Origin of the sequence: Turicibacter bilis (genome assembly GCF_024499055.1) — a bacterium.
GTDB lineage: Bacteria > Bacillota_I > Bacilli_A > MOL361 > Turicibacteraceae > Turicibacter > Turicibacter bilis.
The window spans coordinates 2030195-2052228 of record NZ_CP071249.1; the positions used below are offsets into that span (position 1 = coordinate 2030195).

21 protein-coding genes and 1 riboswitch are annotated in these 22034 nt (G+C 33.3%); of the genes, 13 read left to right on the top strand and 8 right to left on the bottom strand.

Going from position 1 to position 22034, the window contains the following annotated elements; translation table 11 throughout:
* Positions 1-11: 11 nt before the first annotated feature.
* The 4 genes from J0J69_RS09820 to J0J69_RS09835 form a co-directional block, all read right to left on the bottom strand.
* Positions 12-1676, bottom strand: coding sequence for a ribonuclease J (locus tag J0J69_RS09820; protein WP_212725731.1), 1665 nt, complete (start codon positions 1674-1676; stop codon positions 12-14).
* A 490-nt stretch (positions 1677-2166) separates the two neighbouring features.
* Positions 2167-2895: a GntR family transcriptional regulator gene (locus J0J69_RS09825; RefSeq protein ID WP_055243367.1), complete on the bottom strand. Its 729-nt coding sequence runs from the start codon at positions 2893-2895 to the stop codon at positions 2167-2169.
* 490 nt (positions 2896-3385) lie between these two features.
* On the bottom strand, positions 3386-4750 hold the full coding sequence (locus J0J69_RS09830; protein WP_212723273.1) for a TrkH family potassium uptake protein: 1365 nt from the start codon (positions 4748-4750) through the stop codon (positions 3386-3388).
* A 242-nt stretch (positions 4751-4992) separates the two neighbouring features.
* Positions 4993-6720, bottom strand: coding sequence for a B12-binding domain-containing radical SAM protein (locus J0J69_RS09835; RefSeq protein ID WP_055305365.1), 1728 nt, complete (start codon positions 6718-6720; stop codon positions 4993-4995).
* A gap of 204 nt (positions 6721-6924) precedes the next feature.
* On the opposite strand from J0J69_RS09835, the gene J0J69_RS09840 reads away from it, so the two are divergent.
* The 7 genes from J0J69_RS09840 (at position 6925) to J0J69_RS09870 (ending at position 13687) form a co-directional block, all read left to right on the top strand.
* Positions 6925-7629, top strand: a complete 705-nt coding sequence (locus J0J69_RS09840; RefSeq protein WP_370456856.1) for an ABC transporter ATP-binding protein — start codon at positions 6925-6927, stop codon at positions 7627-7629.
* Entirely contained in the window at positions 7629-9983 is a 2355-nt protein-coding gene (locus tag J0J69_RS09845; RefSeq protein ID WP_212725729.1) for an ABC transporter permease, read from the top strand. The genes J0J69_RS09840 and J0J69_RS09845 overlap by 1 nt, the downstream gene beginning before the upstream one ends.
* Positions 9984-10068: 85 nt before the next feature.
* A complete protein-coding gene (gene pyrR, locus J0J69_RS09850; protein ID WP_055243372.1) occupies positions 10069-10599 on the top strand; it encodes a bifunctional pyr operon transcriptional regulator/uracil phosphoribosyltransferase PyrR in 531 nt (176 codons plus the stop codon).
* Between the two features lie 126 nt (positions 10600-10725).
* Positions 10726-11100, top strand: a complete 375-nt coding sequence (locus tag J0J69_RS09855) for a PH domain-containing protein (RefSeq protein ID WP_055243373.1) — start codon at positions 10726-10728, stop codon at positions 11098-11100.
* A 244-nt stretch (positions 11101-11344) separates the two neighbouring features.
* Entirely contained in the window at positions 11345-12424 is a 1080-nt protein-coding gene (mutY, locus tag J0J69_RS09860; protein WP_212724328.1) for an A/G-specific adenine glycosylase, read from the top strand.
* Between the two features lie 43 nt (positions 12425-12467).
* Positions 12468-12567: riboswitch (TPP riboswitch) on the top strand.
* A 69-nt stretch (positions 12568-12636) separates the two neighbouring features.
* Complete coding sequence (gene thiT, locus J0J69_RS09865; RefSeq protein WP_212724329.1) at positions 12637-13224, top strand: energy-coupled thiamine transporter ThiT; 588 nt, start codon at positions 12637-12639, stop codon at positions 13222-13224.
* 112 nt (positions 13225-13336) lie between these two features.
* Positions 13337-13687, top strand: a complete 351-nt coding sequence (locus tag J0J69_RS09870) for an SdpI family protein (protein ID WP_055243376.1) — start codon at positions 13337-13339, stop codon at positions 13685-13687.
* Between the two features lie 69 nt (positions 13688-13756).
* Here the strand turns inward: J0J69_RS09870 and J0J69_RS09875 are convergent, their stop codons facing one another.
* Positions 13757-13903, bottom strand: a complete 147-nt coding sequence (locus J0J69_RS09875) for a hypothetical protein (RefSeq protein WP_172676264.1) — start codon at positions 13901-13903, stop codon at positions 13757-13759.
* A 195-nt stretch (positions 13904-14098) separates the two neighbouring features.
* Here J0J69_RS09875 and J0J69_RS09880 point away from each other — a divergent pair, with 195 nt between their 5' ends.
* Positions 14099-14899 carry a Cof-type HAD-IIB family hydrolase gene (locus tag J0J69_RS09880; protein WP_212725728.1) on the top strand — a complete coding sequence of 267 codons (801 nt, stop codon included), beginning with the start codon at positions 14099-14101 and terminating at the stop codon, positions 14897-14899.
* Positions 14900-15226: 327 nt separating this feature from the next.
* Here the strand turns inward: J0J69_RS09880 and J0J69_RS09885 are convergent, their stop codons facing one another.
* Both J0J69_RS09885 and J0J69_RS09890 read right to left on the bottom strand, forming a co-directional pair.
* Entirely contained in the window at positions 15227-15868 is a 642-nt protein-coding gene (locus J0J69_RS09885) for an HAD family hydrolase (protein WP_212725727.1), read from the bottom strand.
* A gap of 164 nt (positions 15869-16032) precedes the next feature.
* Positions 16033-16542 carry an NUDIX hydrolase gene (locus J0J69_RS09890; RefSeq protein ID WP_055244245.1) on the bottom strand — a complete coding sequence of 170 codons (510 nt, stop codon included), beginning with the start codon at positions 16540-16542 and terminating at the stop codon, positions 16033-16035.
* A gap of 451 nt (positions 16543-16993) precedes the next feature.
* Between J0J69_RS09890 and J0J69_RS09895 the strand changes: the two genes are divergently transcribed.
* Entirely contained in the window at positions 16994-19183 is a 2190-nt protein-coding gene (locus tag J0J69_RS09895; RefSeq protein ID WP_272875218.1) for a Tex family protein, read from the top strand.
* An 80-nt stretch (positions 19184-19263) separates the two neighbouring features.
* Here the strand turns inward: J0J69_RS09895 and J0J69_RS09900 are convergent, their stop codons facing one another.
* Positions 19264-19425: a hypothetical protein gene (locus tag J0J69_RS09900; RefSeq protein ID WP_156344107.1), complete on the bottom strand. Its 162-nt coding sequence runs from the start codon at positions 19423-19425 to the stop codon at positions 19264-19266.
* A 106-nt stretch (positions 19426-19531) separates the two neighbouring features.
* On the opposite strand from J0J69_RS09900, the gene J0J69_RS09905 reads away from it, so the two are divergent.
* The 4 genes from J0J69_RS09905 to J0J69_RS09920 all read left to right on the top strand — a co-directional run bounded on the left by J0J69_RS09905 (position 19532) and on the right by J0J69_RS09920 (position 21971).
* Complete coding sequence (locus J0J69_RS09905; RefSeq protein ID WP_212725726.1) at positions 19532-19999, top strand: hypothetical protein; 468 nt, start codon at positions 19532-19534, stop codon at positions 19997-19999.
* A gap of 322 nt (positions 20000-20321) precedes the next feature.
* Positions 20322-21041 carry a peptidylprolyl isomerase gene (locus J0J69_RS09910; RefSeq protein ID WP_336511272.1) on the top strand — a complete coding sequence of 240 codons (720 nt, stop codon included), beginning with the start codon at positions 20322-20324 and terminating at the stop codon, positions 21039-21041.
* Positions 21042-21109: 68 nt separating this feature from the next.
* Positions 21110-21334 carry an acyl carrier protein gene (gene acpP / locus J0J69_RS09915; protein WP_055275572.1) on the top strand — a complete coding sequence of 75 codons (225 nt, stop codon included), beginning with the start codon at positions 21110-21112 and terminating at the stop codon, positions 21332-21334.
* Between the two features lie 190 nt (positions 21335-21524).
* The gene (locus tag J0J69_RS09920; RefSeq protein ID WP_055244234.1) at positions 21525-21971 is read left to right on the top strand and encodes a MarR family winged helix-turn-helix transcriptional regulator; all 447 of its coding nucleotides are present in this window, start codon (positions 21525-21527) and stop codon (positions 21969-21971) included.
* The last annotated feature ends 63 nt before the right edge of the window (positions 21972-22034 follow it).

Sequence of the window (22034 nt, forward strand, 5' to 3'; positions counted from 1 at the left end):
CTTTTTTTATGTCAGACTTCCATGATAATTGGGAAGATACTTGGACGACGTTTTGTTTTTTCATACAAGTAACGTTCGAGTGCTTTTTTAATACGGTTTTTCATCACGAGAATTTCATTTGTTTCATTTTCAAGAAGCATTTCAATTTCGGTTTGAGTAATTTGTTTGACTTCGTTCATTAAATCTTCTGATTCTTTAACATAAACAAATCCACGTGTTACAATATAAGGCTCACTGACTAATGTTTTTGATTCTTTATCAATTGTGGCGACAACGATTAACATTCCACCTTCGGCAAGCATTCGGCGGTCGCGTAAGACAACATTTCCAACATCTCCAACACCGATTCCATCCACGAAGATAGCTCCTGTACGAACACGCCCATTAACTTCAGCACTGTAAGGTGTTAGCTCAAGAACTTGACCTGTGGATAAGACAAGAATGTTGTCTTTCGGAATTCCAACCTTTTCAGCAAGATTTTTATGATGAACAAGATGTCGGTATTCTCCGTGAACCGGCATAAAGAATTTCGGATGGGTTAGTCTAAGTATTAGTTTGAGTTCTTCTTGGCAGGCATGACCTGATACGTGAACAGCTTCTAAATCTTTGTAGATGACGTTACATCCTTTACGATAGAGCTCATTGATGACACGTCCAATTAATTTGTCATTTCCCGGAATTGGTGAAGCTGAAATAATGAATAGGTCATTTGGTTTTAACTTAATGTGGCGATGATTAGAGAAAGCAATACGTGCTAAAGCGCCCATTGGTTCGCCTTGACTACCTGTCACAATTAACGTTAATTCATCATCTGCTACACTATTAATATTATGGATATTAACAAGTTGGTCATCATCGATATGAAGATAGCCCAGTTCAGTGGCGACTTTAGAGATATTTTCCATGCTACGTCCACTAAAAGCAACTTTACGGTTATATCGTTTAGATGCATCAATGATTTGTTGCATACGATGAATATTTGATGCAAACGTGGCGACAATAATACGACCTGTGGCATGTTCAAAGAGTTTTGTAAAAGTCTCACTGATTACACGTTCGGACATCGTATAGCCTTTACGCTCAACGTTTGTACTATCCGACATCAGAAGAAGAATTCCTTCTTTAGCAAGTTCAGAGATACGTTCAAAATCCATCGGCTCATTATCAATTGGAGTTAAGTCAACTTTGAAATCCCCAGTATGGAAGATGATTCCGACAGGGGTATGAATGGCTAGTGAACAAGAATCTGCGATACTATGGGTGTTACGAATAAATTCCACTTCTAAATGATTAAACTTAGCACTTTCACGAGGTTTAATGATATTTAGTGAGGTTGTAGCTAGTAATCCGTGCTCTTTTAGTTTATTTTCAATCAAACCAATGGTTAGTCGTGTTCCATAGATGGGGATATTGACTTGTTTTAAGATGAAGGGAATAGCTCCAATATGATCTTCATGACCATGTGTGATGAAGATTCCCTTAAGTTTCGATTCATTTTCAATAAGGTATGAGATATCTGGAATGATTAAATCAACTCCATACATATCTTCATCAGGAAAGGCGATTCCGCAATCAATGACAATGAGTTCGTCATCATATTCAATAGCAGTCATATTTTTACCAATCTCACCAAGACCACCAAGTGGGATGACTTTAAGTTTTTGAGTTTCTTCCAATTTTAACACCTTCTTTAATTTGAGTTGCTACTATTAGTATGATTGCATTCGGAGATCGTATACCAAACTGAAGATATGGCATAAGTATGGTGAAAAATGTATTTTAAGAGGTGATAGTATGAAAGTGGAGTTAATACATTTTAGAGTTAGAAAAGGGATGAGAATCGAGACAAGGAGTAGATGAAACTTTTGAATTTAAGAATGGATGAAGGATTAGAGACAATAGAAAGTTAAAAATGTATACTGAAAATATCTTTGGAGAAGTCGAAGAGGATAGGATGTATTTATATTGGTTCTTCACACAGGAGGAGAAGGTTGGATAGAAGTAAGAGAGAGTGATCACGAGATCCATGTTCAATCTTGGAAAGAGCGTATTGATGAAACGTATAAGGATATGGATATGACTTCATTGGTCACGATGATTGTGAAGCGGGTCATTGACTGATTTTAAATCAAATAAAAAAGTCATCTCTTCAGAGATGACTTTTAGTTAGACTGTTAATTCAACGACGTATTTATATTTATCTGAGCGGTAATATGTTGTTGTGTATTCGATATTACGATTATATTGGTCTTGGCTAATACGAGTGCGTTTTAGTACTGCATCGTTTAATGAAATTTCTAGTGCTTGGCTAATTAAGTCATCAGCAAGCATGGCCTCGATATATTCTTCAGCATGAGAAATTTGAATGTTTTGTGCCGATAGTAATTGATAAAGTGATCCATATAATTCAGCATCGAATGGTAAATTTAAAAATCCTGGAATATAAGAGATGGAGAACATAATAATATCGTTATTAACCATACGAATACGGCTTAATCGTAAAACTTGTTCACTCGGATCAATATTTAATGCAGCAGCAACTGTTTCATCTGGTGTGACTAATGAAATATTAATTTGCTTATTTTTTAATACTAATCCTTGTTCTTGCATTTTTTGAGTAAAACTTTTTACTGTTGATAATTTATCAGCAATTGCATTTGATAGTACGACGGTTCCTTTTCCGCGTCCGCGTTCTTTTCTTAAAAGACCTTCGTTAACTAATTCATTAACAGCTTGACGAATCGTCATACGGCTTACCCCAAACATATCCTCTAATTCATTCTCTGATGGAATTGTACTTCCGACAGCATATTCATTATTGATAATCTTGTGTTTTAAGATATCTTTAATTTGTAAGTACAATGGTTTAGAATCTTTTGAACGATCAAGTACCATGTTATCTCCTCCTATTTTTGTAAAAACGGTATCATTTAATAATATCATAATGTTTTTAGTGTTATTTATCAATAATTTAAATAACTTAAAATTAAAACAGATGGATGTTTCTCTATGTTATATCACTTGATTGAAGTATTACTAAATGAATCTACTTAATATAATTTATTATTAAAAGTATGAGCTAATTTGCTTACTTTTTAATCATGCTACTAGGTAAATAAATCGTAATCATGGAGATTAGGATAAGAAATAACCTACTAACTTCATTTTAGCTGGTTAGCATAAATTAATCTAATCATTTACTGTATAACCTAACTTTAAATCTAATTATATATTGCTTCAAAGAAAAAAAGATAAGCACTGTTAATTTTTCATACTTGAATAATGGAAGTAATAAAAAAAGGTAGTCACTCAATCAAATGAGCTCCTACCTTTAATTTACCATATGAAAGTACTTTCATTGTACAAAAATGTTCAAATTCATAAATTATCCAATTATTATGTCTGCTTTTGGATAACGAACTTTAGCTGGATGAGCATTTGCACGGAAGATCATTAAGAAAGTAATGATTCCAATACGTCCGATGAACATAGTGGCGATAAGGACAATTTTAGCAAATACCGTTAAGCTACCTGTGATTCCCATTGATAATCCTGTTGTACCGAAGGCTGAGCAGACTTCGAAGAAGATTTCCATTAATGAGAATGAATCACTTGCACAGATAAGAAGTGTCGAGAGACAAACAATTAAAGTAGCAACAATATAAATCATGAATGATTTATAAACGGTCTGTGTCTCAATTTCTCTTCCATATATATTAACATATTGTTTTCCGCGAGCAAATGATAAAATAGCTAAAACCATTAAAGCGAATGTTGTGGTACGAATTCCCCCACCTGATGAGTTTGGAGAAGAACCGATAAACATTAAACCACAGAACATTGTTAAAGTAGCAGTTGAGAAAGCATTCATATCAAACGTTGCAAATCCAGCATTACGAGTACTTAATGAATTGAATGTCGCATAGAAGAATCCTTCAATAAGCCCCTTATCTGCCAAGAAATGATTGTATTCAAAAATGTAGAATCCGATAATTCCAACAATCCATAAAATAATCGTTGTAATCATTGTTAGTTTAGTATAAATTGAGAATTTAAATCGTTGCTTTGTTTTTTTACAGTTGAAGTATTTTTGAATATCTAGAATAACTGGGAATCCCATTGCGCCAAAGAACATTAAAAACATAAGTAAAGTTTGAACAAAATAATCATTTTGGAAAGGAATTAATGACGCTCCTGTAATGTCAAATCCTGAGTTCGTAATCGATGAAACAGTTGTGAAGAATCCTTCAAGCATGGCTATCCAGTAAACGGGGTAATATCCTGCAAAGTAAAAGTAATTTCCGAGTATAATCATAAAGATAAATTCAATCACTAAGAATGAGATTAAAACCGATTTAACGAGTTTGACAACCCCACTTAGATTGATTTGATTTTGATCAGTCATGATAAGTGCTCGTTCCCGAGTTGAAATTTTATGACCAGCTAATAACCAAATAGCTGTTGAAATCATCATAAGTCCAAGTCCTCCAATTTGGAGATTTAATGCAAGAATTAAGATTCCTGGAAGACTAAATGTTTCAACTGTAGAGATAGGTGATAATCCAGTATTGCTAAGTCCACTCGTTGAAACGAAGAGGGCATCGAGAAAGGATATTGACGCTCCTTCTTGAAGACTAAATGGTAGCCAAAGTAAGATGGCAAACCCGACCGTGAATAAGAAATAGTATCCAGCAATTAAACGTGTCGGGGTGGAATGAAGTAGATTTCTAATCTTTTTAAAGATAAACATGGTTGCACTCCCTTTAATAGTTGAAAAGCATAACGAGATATTAATTTATTCAAACATGATTATATCATTAATAAATTTAAAGATGTGTAAAATTTAACAATTATTGCGGTTTAAAACGTTATTATCCATATAAGAAATTGTCATTTTTGCCCATCGTAAAAAATTTAAGGTTTATATCAGCCTGTATGAAGGACGTTGGATAATTTTAAGTCTATTGTGTTTAATGAAGAGCATTAATCTATCTAAATTACTTCTTTGATAATATAATAGTAAGTCGGATGATTTGGTAAGTAAACGACGATTAGATAGTGAAGTTCATCTGTTGGTTTTAAAGTTTCATCTAAATAAATCGGTTCAACAACGGCATATTTGAACATATCCGGTAAGTTAATTTGGTGATGTTTAAGTAAATCAATCATTTTTTCCGATTTTTCAGCTAGACGATTAACAATTTGACGACGTTCTTGTTTGTTTAGACGATCTTCCCACCAAATTTTTGGTTTGATTTTACTTTGTGCTAAATAATCAAGTTTCATGTATGAAAGAACGGTTTGTAACTCTTCGTAAGAGATACTTTCTAAGTAATCGTATAATCGTATAAATAAATCACTTAGTTGATATTTAATCCAAGAATATCGATTTTCCCAATAGGCTCCAAATTGTTGCATGAATGCAAAAGGCGAAGCCTTAAATGGTCCATCTACTAAGTAAGCTATTGTATAATCCATGCGATGTGCATTCCAGTATCGCTCTAAAATTTCTTCTGCTAAATGTATGTTATGGACGTCTTCTTCTGATAATGCATTATTTCGTTTCATTTCATATGGAGCGAATTCATCATATTCATATCCAAATTCATTGGCCTGTTTACGAAGCCCTGTTCCACGTAACATTTTTAAGAAACCAAGTTGTAATTCTTCTGGACGTAAGTCGAAAACATCGTTAAATGATTGTTCGAAACGATCGTAAGGCTCTTCTGGTAATCCGGCGATTAAATCGAGGTGAAGAATAATCTTTTCACCTTCTTTAATACGTAAAATATTTGTTGTCAGTTTATCGAAGTTTTGGCGACGTTTAACTAATTGGTTCGTGAGTTCATAAGTAGATTGAATTCCAATTTCAAAACGGAATAATCCAGCAGGAGCATGCTCATTTAAATAGTCAATTAATTCAGTTGGCATGATATCAGCCGTTATTTCGAATTGGAATTGTGTTCCTGGTAAATGCTCTTCGATGATAAAATTAAACATCTCTAGTGCATATTTTTTATTAATATTGAAGGTACGATCTAAGAATTTGAATGTTTTTGCGCCATTTTTCATTAAATAACGGATTTCATCTTTGACTTTTTCCATATCAAAATAACGAACTTTGTTATCCACAGAAGCTAAACAATATTGACATGAGTAAGGACATCCACGAGACGTTTCAATATATTGAATACGATTTGGTAAGTGTGGGATATCTTCTTCAAAATAAAATGGTGATAATATTTCTTTCGGATCAAGAATTGGTGCAGCTGGGTTTTGCACAGGCTCATTTGTCACCAGATTACGATAGACAATTCCTCGTACCTCTGACACCTCACGTCTTCCGTGTAAAGCTTCCATTAATTCTTTAAATGAGAGCTCACCTTCACCATAAATAATGTAATCAATTGGGCTTCTTGAGAACCAAACATCGAAATCATAAGAAACTTCCGGACCTCCCATGAAGATAGTTAACGTGGGATCTTTTTCTTTTAAAAGCTTAATTAATTGTAACGTTTTTTCTACGTTCCAAATATAAACACTGAATCCAATGATTTTTGGTTTACGTGATAATAAATCTTCAAGAATATTTTCGAGTGTATCTTTCAGTGTATATTCTCTTAGTGTGATATCGAATTCTGGAGCATTTGCTTTTAAATAACGAATGGCTAAGTTAGTATGAATATATTTTGAATTTAGCGTAGTTAATATAATGGACATTATGTAACACCTCATCTTTTTATCCTTTTCATTTTAGCATAAACGAACTTTAGAAACCTATATCTTTTTATAGCCTTTTAAAATGGAGCGGTAGACAAGAATGAAATGATCATTGAAAAATAAAATATTTATGGTTATAAAAGGTATAAAATTCCTTTTTATGTTAATACTGAATCTAGAATGTCTTTAGATGAGGTAGGTGAGATGATGTTAATTTCTATTCAAAACGTATGCAAAAACTATCGAGCAGGTGATATTGAAACAGCTGCTTTAAAAGATATCAATTTAGAAGTTAATAAAGGGGAGTTTGTGGTTGTATTAGGTCCTTCGGGTTCAGGGAAATCAACACTTCTTCATGTTAGTGGAGGTCTTGATGATGTGAATGATGGGACGATTATTGTTAATGGAGAAGAGATTACAAAGATGAAAGGCTCTCAACTAACAAATTTTCGACGAAAAGAATTAGGGTTTATTTTTCAACAGTATAATCTTATGCCGAATATGACTGTGTTTGAGAATGTAGAAGTAGGAGCCCGTTTAAGTCATCATCCATTAGATGTTGAAAAGGTGTTACAAGAAGTGATGCTTGATGATTTATTTAGTCAGTTTCCGTATCAATTATCGGGGGGACAGCAGCAACGGGTGGCAATTGCACGAGCGATTGCTAAAAATCCATCGATTTTATTTTGTGATGAGCCAACTGGGGCATTAGATGAGGAAACAGGTAAAACAGTGCTTGAAGTATTACAGCGTATTAATGAAGAGTTTCAGACGACTATCTTTTTAATTACTCATAATTTAGGAATTGCAGATATGGCAGATAAAGTGGTCCGCATGAAGTCAGGTGAGATTGTTGAAGTTAGACATAATACTCATAAAAAGCGTGCCTCTGAAGTGAGTTGGGCTTAATGTTATCAAAGAATCTATTACGAACTATTCGTCAGAAACCTTTTCAATTCTTATCTATTGTTGCCTTAATTATGATGGCCTCTTTTATTTATGTCGCTTTACAGGGATCAATCTCATCAGTTAGTTATTTCTTAACTGACTATACTCAGAAAATGAATCAGGAAGATTTCTTTGTTGTCTTATCTGCTCCAACAACTAACGATATTAAAGAGATGATTTCAAGGAAGGGGATTAGTGTCTCTGCTTTAGCTGATCAATCCAAAAGTCAGTTAATGAAAGAATATGAATATACGTTAATTGATTATTATGATGATCAATTAGAGATTTTAAGTAATGAGTTTGATGTGACCTTTGAAGGTCGATTTTATCGTGATGTGATAACAGAGGTCAATGGACAAACGTATGATTATCGTGTCATTAAGCAGACTGATTCAGTTAATCTAACGTATATATTAGATGGAGAGTTACCAATCAAAAACGATGAAGTAGCTATTTTTAAAACGTATGCGGATTCTAATGGATTAAGTATTGGTGATTCAATCTTATTAAATGATAAATCATTTGTCATTTCAGCTTTTGTTGCCGTTCCTGATTATATTTATCCTATTTTTAATTATGACAACCCTTTGTATGAGCCAGCCCGTGAGACGATTGCGATTGTGACAGAAACAGCTTATGAAGCCTTTAATGAAAAGCAATGGGTCTTATATAGTGGTTATTTCAATCATGATGTAGATGACTTAGAATCTGTTGTCTCTCAAATTTCAGATACTCAAGGAGTGTCTTATGCGATGAGCAAAGATATTAATGTTAGAATTAGTACTGTTAATGCTCATTTAAGTAGTAATCAATTATTATCAATGACCTTTACAGGATTATTATTGATGATGTCTGTCATTGTCATTGTGCTAGTCATGAAAAAGAGAATTAATGCAGAACGTGTTCAAATTGGTGTTTTAAAAGCCATAGGATATAGTTCATTTCAGATTGCAGTCAGTTATGTCACCTATCCGCTCCTTGCTACCATCATTGGTAGTTTAATCGGTTTCTTTTTGGGGATAGGTGTAGCAGCTATGTTGACCAATACTTATATGACAAGTTATATTGTTCCATTGATTCGCTTTTATTTTAAGAAAGAGTTAGTGTTAGGCGGTATTATCTATCCGATGATTGTTGTTGGATTTGCAAGTTTTGTAATCTTATTAGTTTTACTTAAAGATGAACCATTGAAGTTAATGAGAGAAAGTAGTTACTTGAAAATTTCAACAGTTTCTAAATGGTTAATGAAGTTTTTAAAGCCATTTGATTTTGAAACAAGATTTAAATATTCATTGGCTTTTAGGAATATTGGAAAAATACTTTCATTGTTTAGTATTGTGCTAGTAGCAAGTAGTTTCCTTGTTTTTTCCTCAATCGCTTTTAAGTCAGTAGAGAATATTGTGGATAAGGCGTTTAAAAACGTTAATTACAGTTATCAAATTAAGTACAACAAGTTAATTAACAAACCATTTACTGAGACAGAAACTCCATTTTTAGAATATATGGTAGAACCGATTTTAGATGAGAAAAATACAGCTTTCTGTTTGTACGGTATCGATCCTTATAACTTTATCAATCCGCTTTATAATGCGGCGGGCGAAGAAATTACCTCTTTGGCGAAAGATGGTGTGATTATTAACGAGTTTATTGCTCGTGCCTATTCATTACAAATAGGTGATGAACTGTCTCTTCAAGTTAAAGGAAAGGTGCTCAGTTATCCGGTGGTTGGGATTGTTAATCACTACAATGGTCCGATGCTCTATACAAGTCTTAATGGCTTAATTAGAAATCTAGATCTTGAAGCGGGTGTTTATAATGGAAAATGGAGTAATGATCGACCGGATAGTGATAAAAACCTTTCTTATATTTTTTCCATCGATGATCTAGCGAGAAATATAGAAGTTGGGATGGACATGATTCAAGTCTCGTTAATGATTATGGTAGTTGTTGCTGTTATTTTGGGTAGCATTATGATGATATTGATTACAACCTTCATTATTGATGAAAATCAGAAACAGATTTCGATTCTTAAAGTGATGGGATACTGTGAGAATGAGATTTCGAAAATGGTGTTAACGATCTATTTCCCCTTTGTGATGATAGCTTATTTATTGAGTATTCCCCTAACTAGAGCAGGAGTCGATTATATTATGACGCTGATTGCTTCCGAACTTCCAATGGCAATTCCAACGGATTTTACAATGGCTCAAACTATTATTGGGGGACTTACGGTTATGATGACTTACTTGATTGCCATGAAGTGTTCAAAAGTTCAGCTTGATAAAATTTCATTACATGAGGTTTTAAAGTATTAGTTTGTATTTCATATTCAAAATCTATATGTTTTGTGATATTCTAAAGACAACCTATGTCATAAAAGAAAGGGGTCTTGTAATTCAAATGGAAAAAGTGTTATTTGACCAAGATACGATTACACGTTCATTAAAAAGGATTGCTCATGAAATTTTAGAGAAAAATGATAATTTAAATGATGTTGTTATTATTGGAATCAAGACGCGTGGTTCATATTTAGCTGAACGTCTTGTTCGTTTAATTGAAGTATTTGAAGGTGTTACTGTTCCGTTAGGAGAGTTAGATATTACAAAATATCGAGATGATATTACACGTGAAATGAAAGAAGTTATTGTAAACCAGAGTACAGTACCGATGACATTAAACGGGAAGACTGTTATTTTGGTTGATGATGTTTTATATACAGGACGTACTGTACGTGCCGCTTTAGAAGCAGTACTTGAGTATGGTCGTCCCAAAAACATTCAATTAGCCACGTTAATTGATCGCGGTCATCGTGAATTACCAATTCGCGCGGATTATGTTGGAAAGAACATTCCAACGTCTCAAAAAGAAGTTGTTAACGTTTATTTAACAGAATTAGATAAACAAGATGCTGTTGTTTTATCTAAAGAATAATTAAAAGGTGCCATAAGGCACCTTTTAATGTATAGTCTATTGAATAAAAAGATTTAAAATACAATATAATGATGTAGAGTAATTTAATAAATTATTGATTTATCGAGTATAAAGGAGGAATCATTGATGCCAGAACTATCCCCTAAGATTGTCGGTCTTATGTCTACTAAATTAGATGATGGGTTAGGTATGTTTGAGTTTTTAATTGGTAGTAATGAGGAAGTATTACTTTCTTATAAATCAGTTCGAGATCGATTAATTGTAACGAATAAGAAATTATTAATTATTGATGTTCAAGGTGTAACTGGTCGTAAGAAAGAGTACATGGTTTTACCTTATTCTAAGTTAACTGGTTTTTCTTGTGAAAGTGCAGGAACCTTTGACATGGATGCGGAACTAAAAGTATGGGCATCTGCTATTAATCAGGTTGAGTTTCAGTTTTTAAAAGGGACTGATATTCGACCACTTGCAAAAGTATTAAACGAACAATTGTGTGGTTGATAATACCACTAGCATTTTAGTGAATAGACGAGTATAATACTTATTAAGATGAAATTATAGAAGGGGTTTAAAAACTATAATTTCACCAATTAAACGTTAGTTTTAAATGAAAAGCACCGAAATGTACTATGTGTCCTGCGGGTGCTTTTTATTTTTGTTGAACGTAAGAATTTTGTAGTATTTTGCGTTTAATTTAATCTGATATCTGTTAGACTAGGATTATGAAGAAAAGTAGGTGAACATATTGCTTGAGAATTATACTGAGCATTTAAATATAAAAGCATTTCAAGATGATTTAATTAATTGGTATTATAAAGTTAAGCGTGATCTGCCTTGGCGTATCAATCGTGACCCTTATCGTATTTTAGTATCAGAAATTATGTTACAACAAACACAAGTTGTGACGGTTATTCCTTACTATGAACGTTTTATGAAGCTATTTCCAACGACAAGAGAACTAGCCGAAGCTGATGATCAAACGTTATTAAAAGCATGGGAAGGTCTTGGTTATTACTCGCGTGCTCGCAATCTACGAGAAAGTGCACGAATGATTGAAGAGATGGGAGGATTCCCTACAACTCATGAAGAAATACTTAAGTTAAAAGGGGTTGGACCTTATACAGCAGGTGCTGTTAGCAGTATTGCTTTTGGAATTCCAGCGCCAGCCGTTGATGGAAATGTCTTTCGTGTGATGAGTCGTGTGTGTTGTATTTTTGAAGATATCGCTAAAGCGAAAACGAGAAAGATTTTTGAAGCTGTTGTTTCAGAAGTTATTTCCCATGAAGATCCGAGTGCTTTTAATCAAGGATTAATGGAATTAGGAGCAACAATTTGTACACCAAAATCTCCAAAATGTTTAGACTGTCCTGTACAAAAACATTGTCAGGCATTTAAACAGGGAATTGATGATTTATTACCTGTTAAAACAAAAGTAAATGCTCAAACAAAAACAAAACTTGTTGTAGCAATCGTTAAAAATCAACAAGGTGAATATTTAGTGAATAAACGTCCTGAAACGGGATTACTTGCTAATTTTTACGAGTTTTTAAGTTTTGAATATACAGGACAGAAAGAACCAAGAGAATTTTTGTTAGAAAAGTTATCCCCAATTTGTAAAGAAATCGACTGCATTGAACCAATCGGAACCTTTACTCATGTGTTTTCTCATCGTATTTGGGAAATGGAAAGTTACTGTGTGAATGTACAAACAGGATATAGTGATGAAATTGCTGAAGATTCAAATCTGTGGATTAATGAGCAGAATCTATATGAATATCCACTAGTTGCTGCTCATCAAAAAATATTAAAGGAATATGAGAAGTAAATTATTTGATTATTTAGGAAAAATATGTTAAATTTATTATGAAATAGATTACTAGGGGTGCCTTACGGCTGAGAGTGCAAATTGCATAACCCTTTGAACCTGAACTAGTTAGGACTAGCGGAGGGAAGTAGACGAGCCTTTTGATGATAAAAGGATATTCTTATACTTTAAATTATGCCGTAAAGCCTCCTGATTATAGGGAGGATTTTTTTATGAGAAATTCACAAACAAAAAAATTAGTAGAGATTAGTATTCTAGTAGCCTTAGCTTTTGTTCTTGATTACTTGGCTAATCTTTTTATGGGATGGTTTTGGCCAAATGGAGGCTCAATTTCTATCTCATTAGTTCCACTCGCCATTATTGCATTCCGTTATGGATGGGTTGCAGGATTTACAGGTGGATTTGTGATGGGATTATTGCAATTATTAACGGGTGCTTATGTTATTCACCCAGTTCAATTATTATTTGATTATCCATTACCATATGCTGTGTTAGGTTTTGTTGGGTTCTTTGCTTCAAAGGTCAATCACACAACAGGATCGAAACGTATGATTTATATTTGGGTAGCAACTGGTGTTGCTTCATTTGCTAGATTTGTATGTCATGTTATTTCTGGTGTAGTCTTCTTCTCTGAATATGCCGGATCTCAAAATCCATGGGTGTATTCAATTGTTTATAATGCTCCTTATATTATTGCTTCATATATTGTGAGTGCATTACTGTTAACGATCTTATATCAAGGATACTCTTCACAGTTAGTATTAAAAGATTCAGTGAATCAAACTGTTAAGACGATTTAATGAAAAATCCGACAAATTTGTCGGATTTTTTTGTGCACTTTAGAGCTCTGCCTAAATATAATATAAATATGGTATAATATAGGAGGAATTATAATTATAAGGGGGAGTTAGAATGCAAGAGTTTAGTATATTTATTGCGCCGTTGTTGTTTATGTTCTTTGGACTTGTGACTTATCTTGAATCTGATTTACCGCATCGAAGGCTTGGTTATCGTGTGTTATCAGTTAAACAAACAGTTGAGACATGGCGAGTATCTAATAAGTTTGCCGCAAAGTTATTATTGATTGTTGGTGGTATCTTATTAGTTATTGGTGTGTTTTTAAATTCTTATTTTAGAACATTAGCTATTTGGGAATTAATCATCATAAATTTAGTTGAGATTATTGTTATGGCGCTATTAGTTGTAGGATTGACAGAATGGCGTGTTCATATGTCATTTGATAAAGAAGGTAATCGTAAGTAATTATGAACGAACAATTTAAAAACTTAAGGCCTACGCTTAATTAACAATTAATTAAACGTAGGCCTTTTTTTATTTAGATGAATTGTTTTTCATTACGAAGTCATATCCTTTTAAGAAGAGATACGTCAAAACTGATACGACGGAAAGTAAGATAACGAGATTGCTAGCAATATAGGTAAGTGCTTGTAATGGCGTATTAACTGATTCTACTGGCATATAATATTCTCCTCCTTTACAATTCAGTATAAGTAAACAGATGATCATTCATACATCTGCCTGATATTTTTCTCATTTTACTAAGTAAAATAGATTAAAAATAAGGAAGAATTCTGTTGTTTCTGTATTTTATTTGGTGGATTTCGGTGTGTTTTTGTAGTATTCTATGGATATTGAGACATAGGAGGTTTGAAGATGGATATTAAGGTTGCATTTTTTGATGTAGATGGGACAATTGTGGATAATCATTCAAAGAAAAATCAGTCGTCTGATATGGAGTTAGTGCCAGCTTCAACGGTTGAGGCAATTCGTTTATTAAAAGAGAATGGAATTACACCATTTATTGCAACAGGACGTTCACCGTTCATGATTGAGGAATTATTAAAGGGACTAGAGATTGATAGTTTTATTTGTACAAATGGTCAGTATGCAGTGATGAATGGCCGTGTCATGTATGAAGCGCCATATAGTCAAGCGTTATTAGATGAAATTGTAGCAGTGGCAAAAGAAAATCATGTGCCATTACTATGGATGCCGACTCATCATTATGTGTTATCCGGGGAAAATCAAGAAGTATTACTCGAGGCACTTGATAATATGAACTTACCTTATCCAATCATTGAAACAAATTTAGAGAAACCGAATTATAAAATTTATCAAATGGTAGCGGGAGTAACAAAGGAAAATGAACATATCTTTGAACCAATTGAGGAGGTTCGTATTGTTCGCTGGCAACCAAATGGAATTGACTTATTACCGAAGGTTGGATCAAAAGCAACAGCCATTGAAGTTATTTTAGACAAATTAGGATTAAAACCTGAGAATGCCGTTGCTTTTGGAGATGGATTGAATGATATTGAAATGTTACAAACAGTTGGGTGTGGAGTCGCAATGGGAAATGCCCACGAAGAATTAAAAAAACATGCTGATTACGTGGCAAAACCAGTGTATGAAGATGGGATTTATAACGCTTGTAAAGATTTAGGACTAATTTAATATGAAAGTCACTGAAGTTGTTGTTTCAGTGGCTTTTTATGTTAAAATTCAAAAAAATCCATATGAGAGGGAATTTGAAGATAATCGTTTATTGAGTTGGGAGCGTGGAATGGGGAGCTAATCATTAAAGTAATAGAAGGAATTTGGAGGTTTCTACAATAATTCGTCATTATCCACATAATTTCTACAAACTATTTTTGTATGATAGATGAGTGTTAAACTTAATACTAGGCAAATGCTCGTTGCCTTTATTTATATTGGGAGAGTATGTTTAAACCATCACTATAAAAAAGCTGTTATCTGATACGATAACAGCTTTTTTATTATTTATTTTAAATGTTCGATAACGTCTAATAATGAGTCTACGATTTTTAGTGTTTTAGAGGCGAACTCTTCTGCTGGATATTTCATATCTGGTACACAGATGACATCGATGTTTCCAGCATGAGCAGCTGTAATTCCCGCCTCACTATCTTCTAACACTAAGGCTTCTTCTGGTGTAATACCTAATTTTTCACAAGCAGTTAAGAAGATTTCTGGATTTGGCTTTCCATTTCTGACTTCATCGCCACAGATTGTATCATCAAAATAATGGCCGATATTAGCTGCTTGTAAGATCATATTAGCACGCGCGCGAGAACTACTTGTGGCAACAATTGTTTTATATCCATTTTCTTTTAAGAATGTTAGTAATTCAAAAATTCCTGTTTTAAGTGGCACACTTTGTTGTAGTCGATGATCTAAAGATACATGAACATCGTTCCAAACTTCAGTGATTGGGAAATCTTCTCCATAGTGATCGATAAATACTTGATAGACACTTTGTTTATTTTTGCCTAAACAACGGCGATACATGTTTTCATCAAAGTGATACTCTAATTGTTCTAGCTTACGACAGTATTCCTCGTAAGTCACTCGTTCACTATCAATCATTAATCCATCCATATCAAAAATAACAGCTTTTTTCATCTCTATCCCTCATCTTAATTCAAATTATGTCTGCATTATAACAACCTAAAGAATAGAAAGCAATCGTTTACTTTGAATTATAAAAATCAATATAAATAAAACCTAAAAAGAAAGTGCTAAATAAGTCTATTTATCAGTTTTTTTTCATTAAATTACCTTCAGTATTAGAATGATCCGTTTAATTTTCTAATTTTGAAAATATTTGCTCCAAACCAGTAAGGAATGAATTGACCAGCTTCAAGTAGCTTTATCAGTTCATCTTCTTGAACCCATTTAGCATCGACTACTTCTTCAGGTTGGAGTGTGATATCTTTAAGATCAATCTCTTGTTCAATGAACCAATAATCATCAAATCCTTGGTCAAAGTTGATCGTAAAATGAGGACGTAAGCCATCAAGATTAATCTCAATTCCTAGTTCTTCTTTGACTTCGCGGATGGCTGCCATGCGACTATCCTCATCTTGTAGTGCTGAACCTGCTGCAGAAATATCCCATATTCCCGGCCAACCAATTTTATCAGGATGACGTCTTTGAATTAAGAGTTCATTTTTACTGTTAAAAATGCAGACATGGATAACGAGATGATAATCACCTGATTGCATCTCATCACCTCGACGGTAAATTCGCCCTGTTTTATTTCTGTTTTCATCATAAATGTCCCAGTATTCAATCATCGTTTAATCCCTCACTTTATTTCAAATATTACATTTCTTTTTCAATTTTATAGTGTACATATTTTAATACGATTAAGTTTACAAATAGAATTGCTATTGTGTTTATTTCGTCATTTATTTCTATTTTTTCAATATGGTGCTCTTCATTATTTATTAATCTTGATAGAAATGCACTCCTTTTTAACAGGTCAATCAAAAATCTAAAGTTAACTTTACTATTTGTAGTATGTCATTTATTAATTATTGTTTTTATCGTATAGTAGATTTGTCTTTCTTCGTTACTATGTTTGGAATATTTTTCTTAAAATGTGAAGAAGGTCTCATTTTTATGATACAATATTTTACGTCCTTGTTTAGGAAAACAAATGAAAGTTTATATTTATAGCATTACGCTTAAAGTTTTAAATAATTATCAACTGATGCGTATATAAAAAGGAGGGGCTTTTCTTCTATGGAACAACAATTTATGAATGATTTATATAAGCAAATTGCGAAACAATTAAATATTACAACGAACCAAATTAATGCAGTACTTAAATTATTAGAAGAGGGATCGACGGTTCCATTCATTGCTCGTTATCGTAAAGAGGTAACAGGGGCCCTTGATGAAGAACAAATCCGTGAAATTTCTAAAACGTATGAGTACGGGGTAAACTTACAACAACGTAAAGATGATGTCATTCGTTTAATTGATGAAAAAGGGATGTTAACACCTGAATTAAAGAAACAAATTTTAAAAGCAGAGAAGTTAACAGAAATTGAGGATCTATACCGTCCATTTAAAGAGAAGAAAAAAACGCGTGCAACGATGGCGAAAGCAAAAGGGTTAGAGCCATTAGCACACTATTTATTAACATATCCAGTAAGCGGTGTTGAAGCTGAGGCTGAAAAATATATCAATGAAGAAATTAAAAGCGTTGATGAGGCTTTACAAGGGGCACGTGATATTATTGCTGAAATTATTGCCGATAACGCTGATTATCGTAAATGGATTCGTGAGTATATGACGAAAAAAGGTGAGATTCAATCGAAAGTACGTGATGAATCATTAGATGAGCGTAAAGTTTATGAACAATATTATGATTACAGTGAACCCATCTCACGTATTGTTCCTCACCGTATTTTAGCGATGAACCGTGGAGAATCAGAGAAAATTTTACGTATCTCTATTTTAGATGATGCAGAAGGGGTACATCGTTACTTAGTAAAAGAAGTGATTCCTGTTCGCGAAGTGACAGAATCAACAAAACAAGTGAAATTAGCGATTGAAGATGCTTATAAGCGTTTAATTAAACCATCGATTGAACGTGAAATTCGTGCCAATTTAAAAGAAGTGGCTGAAAACCAAGCGATTCATATCTTCTCAGAAAACGTGCGCCAATTATTATTACAACCACCAATGAAAGGAAAAGTGGTTTTAGGAGTGGACCCTGCATTCCGTACCGGATGTAAATTAGCTGTTGTTGATGAAACAGGAAAAGTTTTAGATATTGATGTGATTTATCCACATGAAAAATCTAAAGGTTCAACGGCTGATCCAAAGTTAGTGGCGGCAGCTCGTGCGAAGGTCATTGATAAAATTAATAAGTATCAAGTTGAGATTGTTTCTATCGGAAATGGAACAGCTTCACGCGAGACAGAAAGCTTTATCGTTGATGTTTTGAAAGAAATTAAACATCCAATTTATTATATTATTACAAATGAAGCGGGGGCATCGGTTTATTCTGCTTCAGAATTGGCACGAAAAGAGTTTCCTGATTTACAGGTCGAAGAACGTTCAGCGGTATCGATCGCACGTCGTTTACAAGATCCATTAGCCGAACTTGTTAAGATTGATCCAAAATCAATTGGGGTTGGACAGTATCAGCATGATGTGACGCAATCAAAATTAAATGATTCGTTAAACTTCGTCGTTGAAACAACGGTTAACCAGGTAGGGGTTAATGTTAATACGGCATCACCTGCGTTATTAAAATATGTAGCGGGACTTTCAGCAACTATCGCGAATAATATTGTTAAACACCGTGATGAGGTTGGGAAGTTTACAAAGCGTGAAGAATTAAAGAAAGTAGCTCGTTTAGGGGCGAAAACGTATGAGCAAGCGATTGGATTCTTACGTATCATTGATGGAGTGAATCCACTTGATAAAACAGGAATTCACCCTGAAAGTTATAAAGTAGCAGAACAAGTGCTTGAAACGTTAGGATTTACGAAAGATGATTTAGGAACTCCTGCATTAAAGTCTGCGGTTGAGAAAGCAGATCGTCAGGATTTAGTTCAAACATTAGGAGTAGGGGAGCATACATTAAATGATATTTTAGATGCATTCGTCGCACCAAACCGTGATCCTCGTGATGATATTGAAGCACCACTTTTACGCTCTGATGTTTTAAAATTAGAAGATTTAAAACCAGGAATGGAATTACAAGGAACAGTGCGTAACGTCGTAGACTTTGGAGTCTTTGTTGACTGTGGAGTAAAAGAAGATGGACTCGTTCACTTATCAAAAATGCGCAAGCAATTCGTTAAACATCCAATGGATGTTGTTTCAGTTGGAGATATCGTTAAAGTGTGGGTAGACTCAGTCGATTTACAACGTAAACGATTAGCTCTGACTATGATTGCTCCAGAAGCACAATAATATTTTTAGATAAACAAAGAGGGACTATGTCTAACTAGACGTAATCCCTCTTTGTTTATTTACTGCACCTTGGCTTTAGATTAATTCGAATTATTTTTGATATAAATTTTTAAACATTTAATCAATAGAATGAGTGCATAAATAACTAAGAAGTAACTAATCAAGTTTAATAGATTAGGTAATCTAAATAAGATGGAAGAAAAGAAACTCATCATAAAGTTTGTTTCTCCTACTATTTCCATGTTATTCTGCTCCTTTCTTTAGGCATAGTATATCACACAAATGGAAAAAAATGTTACAATATCGATGTAACGGTAAGGTGATTTTTAATCATGAGAGGAGAGTTTGATGAGTTATTTTAACTTCATTGCTTCAGATTATGAAATGCCAGGTGTGGATAATACAGATAAGCATCGAATGATGGTTAAAGAAGCAGTTGATAGAGGGCTGATGATGAATGAATATGATTTACCTTTAGATTCAGAAGTTTTAATCTATGAAACAGAGGAAGAGTTTGATGAGCTCATGATCCATTCTAGTGATTTTATTAATGATAAAGTAGTTCGCACTCATACGAAAAAATCTTATCTGAATGATGTTCATTTAGGGTCATGTGAGTGTCACTATGAGGCCTTACTTTGTTATCTTTATCAAAATATGAAGCCTGGAACAACAGTTGAACTTTGGAAGATTTGGGTGAGCGAACTTGAAAAGCCGATTGTAAAAACTATCAATTTACAAGATCTTACGATTCAACATCTCGATACCATGCTAAAGCATCAAAATAAAACGAGTGCCTTATTTATAAAGAACTAAAAACAGATAATAGTTATTATCGAGTATAAGTACAATAGATGAAAGTTTTTTATCTTTATTATAGCTCTCATAATTTTGACCAAAGAATCGAGCGTTCTTTTTTATTCACAGATTGTAATATTAAGTGCGAACATGATGGGATTAGTTTATTACACTAATGCTATGAAATGTTTGGATGTTAAAAAGGTGTTATTCCTATTTATATATAGGGAATTGTGGATAATATTGAAATACCGATGAATAATTTGGTATATATATTTACTAAAGTTGAAATAAATAATACAATAGGTCTATAAAAAGAACCCGAAAGGATGTTACGATCATGTCAAAAGTATTAGCAAAAGTTAAAGATTATGCTATCACTGAAGAAATGTTAAATGAAACAGTTGAAGCATTACGTACTCAACAAAATATTAATATTACATCAGAAGAACAAAAACAAGATTTATTAGACGAATTAATTGCACGTCAATTAGTTGTTGAAGATGCAATTGAGTCAGGATTAACACAAACAGAAGAATTCCAAAAATTATATCGTGAATTTGTTTTCCAACACAGCATTGGACAAATGTTTAAAACAATCAATGTAACAGATGAAGAATGTGAAGCATACTACAACGAAAATAAAGAACAATTCAAAGAAGAAATGATTCGTGCGGCTCATATCTTAGTTGAAGAAGAGGAGCAAGCTAATGAATTATTAGCAGCAATCGAAGGTGGAGCAGACTTCCATGAATTAGCAAGCGCAAACTCTAAATGTCCATCTGGATCACGTGGTGGAGATTTAGGAGATTTCGGTCGTGGACAAATGGTTCCTGAATTCGAGCAAGCAGCATTCGCTTTAAATATCGGAGAAATCTCAGGAGTGGTTAAAACACAATTCGGTTACCACTTAATCAAATTATTAGATAAAAAAGATATTGTTCCATTCACTGATGTAAAAGGTCAAATTCAACAATACTTAACATCTAAAAAACAAAACGAAATGTACTCTAACTTCACTCAAGGATTAAAATCTAAATATACAGTAGAAAAAGCTTAAAAAAGTATTTACTTTGTATTTCAAACTATTTATAATAATACTATAGTTAGATGAAGGAGGAAGTTAAAATGGTATTTGATCGCGTTAAAGAAATTATTGTAGATGAATTAGGTGTAGATGAGGCAGCAGTATCAATTGAATCAACGTTAGAAGATTTAGGAGCTGACTCATTAGACGCTGTAGAATTAATCATGGCATTAGAAGAAGAATACGATTTAGAAATCGCTGAAGAAGATGCAAAATCAATGAAAAGCGTAAAAAATATCGTTGAATATATCGAAAGCCATCAATAATTTGAGCTTAACTAGGAGAGTGATTAAACCCATTCTCCTAGTTTTTTAAACAAAATAAAAAAACGGTCATAATTCATTTAATTTCGCTCAATCTAAATTTATAGATGATATAATGTAAGCGGTTGTGTTTTGCTTGGAAATATAAAAAATATGAGCGATTTCGCTTGACTTTAAATTAGGAGGTGCAAGGGTGGAACGTTCAAGAAAAGTAGTTAATGATTTATTAACAGATGTTTTTAACCAAATTTTAATTTTAGAAGAACGTAACTTAACTGAGCACGATGCGGTCGATGTGACAATGACGGAGATTCATGTTATTGAAGCCATCCGTAAGTGTGAACCAGCCACAATGGGGACAGTTTCTAAACGTTTAATGATTACGATGGGAACTTTAACAACTTCAGTTAACCGTTTAGTTGAAAAAGGTTATGTGACACGTAAGCGTGATGTCAATGATCGTCGTGTTGTTTTGCTAGATTTAACTGAAAAAGGGCAAAAGGTTTTTGAAATTCATGAAGAATTCCATGAGGAATTAGTCAACGCGGCATTAAAAGATTTAGAATTCCGTGAAGATTTAGTTCAAGCCTTAGAGAGTATTTATCGTTTCTTTAAAAAATTACAAGAAAAGCATCAATAACGCTCTTATTGGCGAATTAAGTAAGATAATTACAAAAAATTCATAAGGAATCAATTTCAATTA

Excerpts from the sequence above, each read along its gene's own strand:
- J0J69_RS09825 (WP_055243367.1), bottom strand. The coding sequence starts at position 2,895 with ATGGTACTTGATCGTTCAAAAGATTCTAAACCATTGTACTTACAAATT.
- J0J69_RS09830 (WP_212723273.1), bottom strand. The coding sequence starts at position 4,750 with ATGTTTATCTTTAAAAAGATTAGAAATCTACTTCATTCCACCCCGACA.
- J0J69_RS09835 (WP_055305365.1), bottom strand. The coding sequence starts at position 6,720 with ATGTCCATTATATTAACTACGCTAAATTCAAAATATATTCATACTAAC.
- J0J69_RS09840 (WP_370456856.1), top strand. The coding sequence starts at position 6,925 with ATGATGTTAATTTCTATTCAAAACGTATGCAAAAACTATCGAGCAGGT.
- J0J69_RS09845 (WP_212725729.1), top strand. The coding sequence starts at position 7,629 with ATGTTATCAAAGAATCTATTACGAACTATTCGTCAGAAACCTTTTCAA.
- pyrR (WP_055243372.1), top strand. The coding sequence starts at position 10,069 with ATGGAAAAAGTGTTATTTGACCAAGATACGATTACACGTTCATTAAAA.
- J0J69_RS09855 (WP_055243373.1), top strand. The coding sequence starts at position 10,726 with ATGCCAGAACTATCCCCTAAGATTGTCGGTCTTATGTCTACTAAATTA.
- thiT (WP_212724329.1), top strand. The coding sequence starts at position 12,637 with ATGAGAAATTCACAAACAAAAAAATTAGTAGAGATTAGTATTCTAGTA.
- J0J69_RS09870 (WP_055243376.1), top strand. The coding sequence starts at position 13,337 with ATGCAAGAGTTTAGTATATTTATTGCGCCGTTGTTGTTTATGTTCTTT.
- J0J69_RS09875 (WP_172676264.1), bottom strand. The coding sequence starts at position 13,903 with ATGCCAGTAGAATCAGTTAATACGCCATTACAAGCACTTACCTATATT.
- J0J69_RS09880 (WP_212725728.1), top strand. The coding sequence starts at position 14,099 with ATGGATATTAAGGTTGCATTTTTTGATGTAGATGGGACAATTGTGGAT.
- J0J69_RS09885 (WP_212725727.1), bottom strand. The coding sequence starts at position 15,868 with ATGAAAAAAGCTGTTATTTTTGATATGGATGGATTAATGATTGATAGT.
- J0J69_RS09890 (WP_055244245.1), bottom strand. The coding sequence starts at position 16,542 with ATGATTGAATACTGGGACATTTATGATGAAAACAGAAATAAAACAGGG.
- J0J69_RS09895 (WP_272875218.1), top strand. The coding sequence starts at position 16,994 with ATGGAACAACAATTTATGAATGATTTATATAAGCAAATTGCGAAACAA.
- J0J69_RS09900 (WP_156344107.1), bottom strand. The coding sequence starts at position 19,425 with ATGGAAATAGTAGGAGAAACAAACTTTATGATGAGTTTCTTTTCTTCC.
- J0J69_RS09905 (WP_212725726.1), top strand. The coding sequence starts at position 19,532 with ATGAGTTATTTTAACTTCATTGCTTCAGATTATGAAATGCCAGGTGTG.
- J0J69_RS09910 (WP_336511272.1), top strand. The coding sequence starts at position 20,322 with ATGTCAAAAGTATTAGCAAAAGTTAAAGATTATGCTATCACTGAAGAA.
- acpP (WP_055275572.1), top strand. The coding sequence starts at position 21,110 with ATGGTATTTGATCGCGTTAAAGAAATTATTGTAGATGAATTAGGTGTA.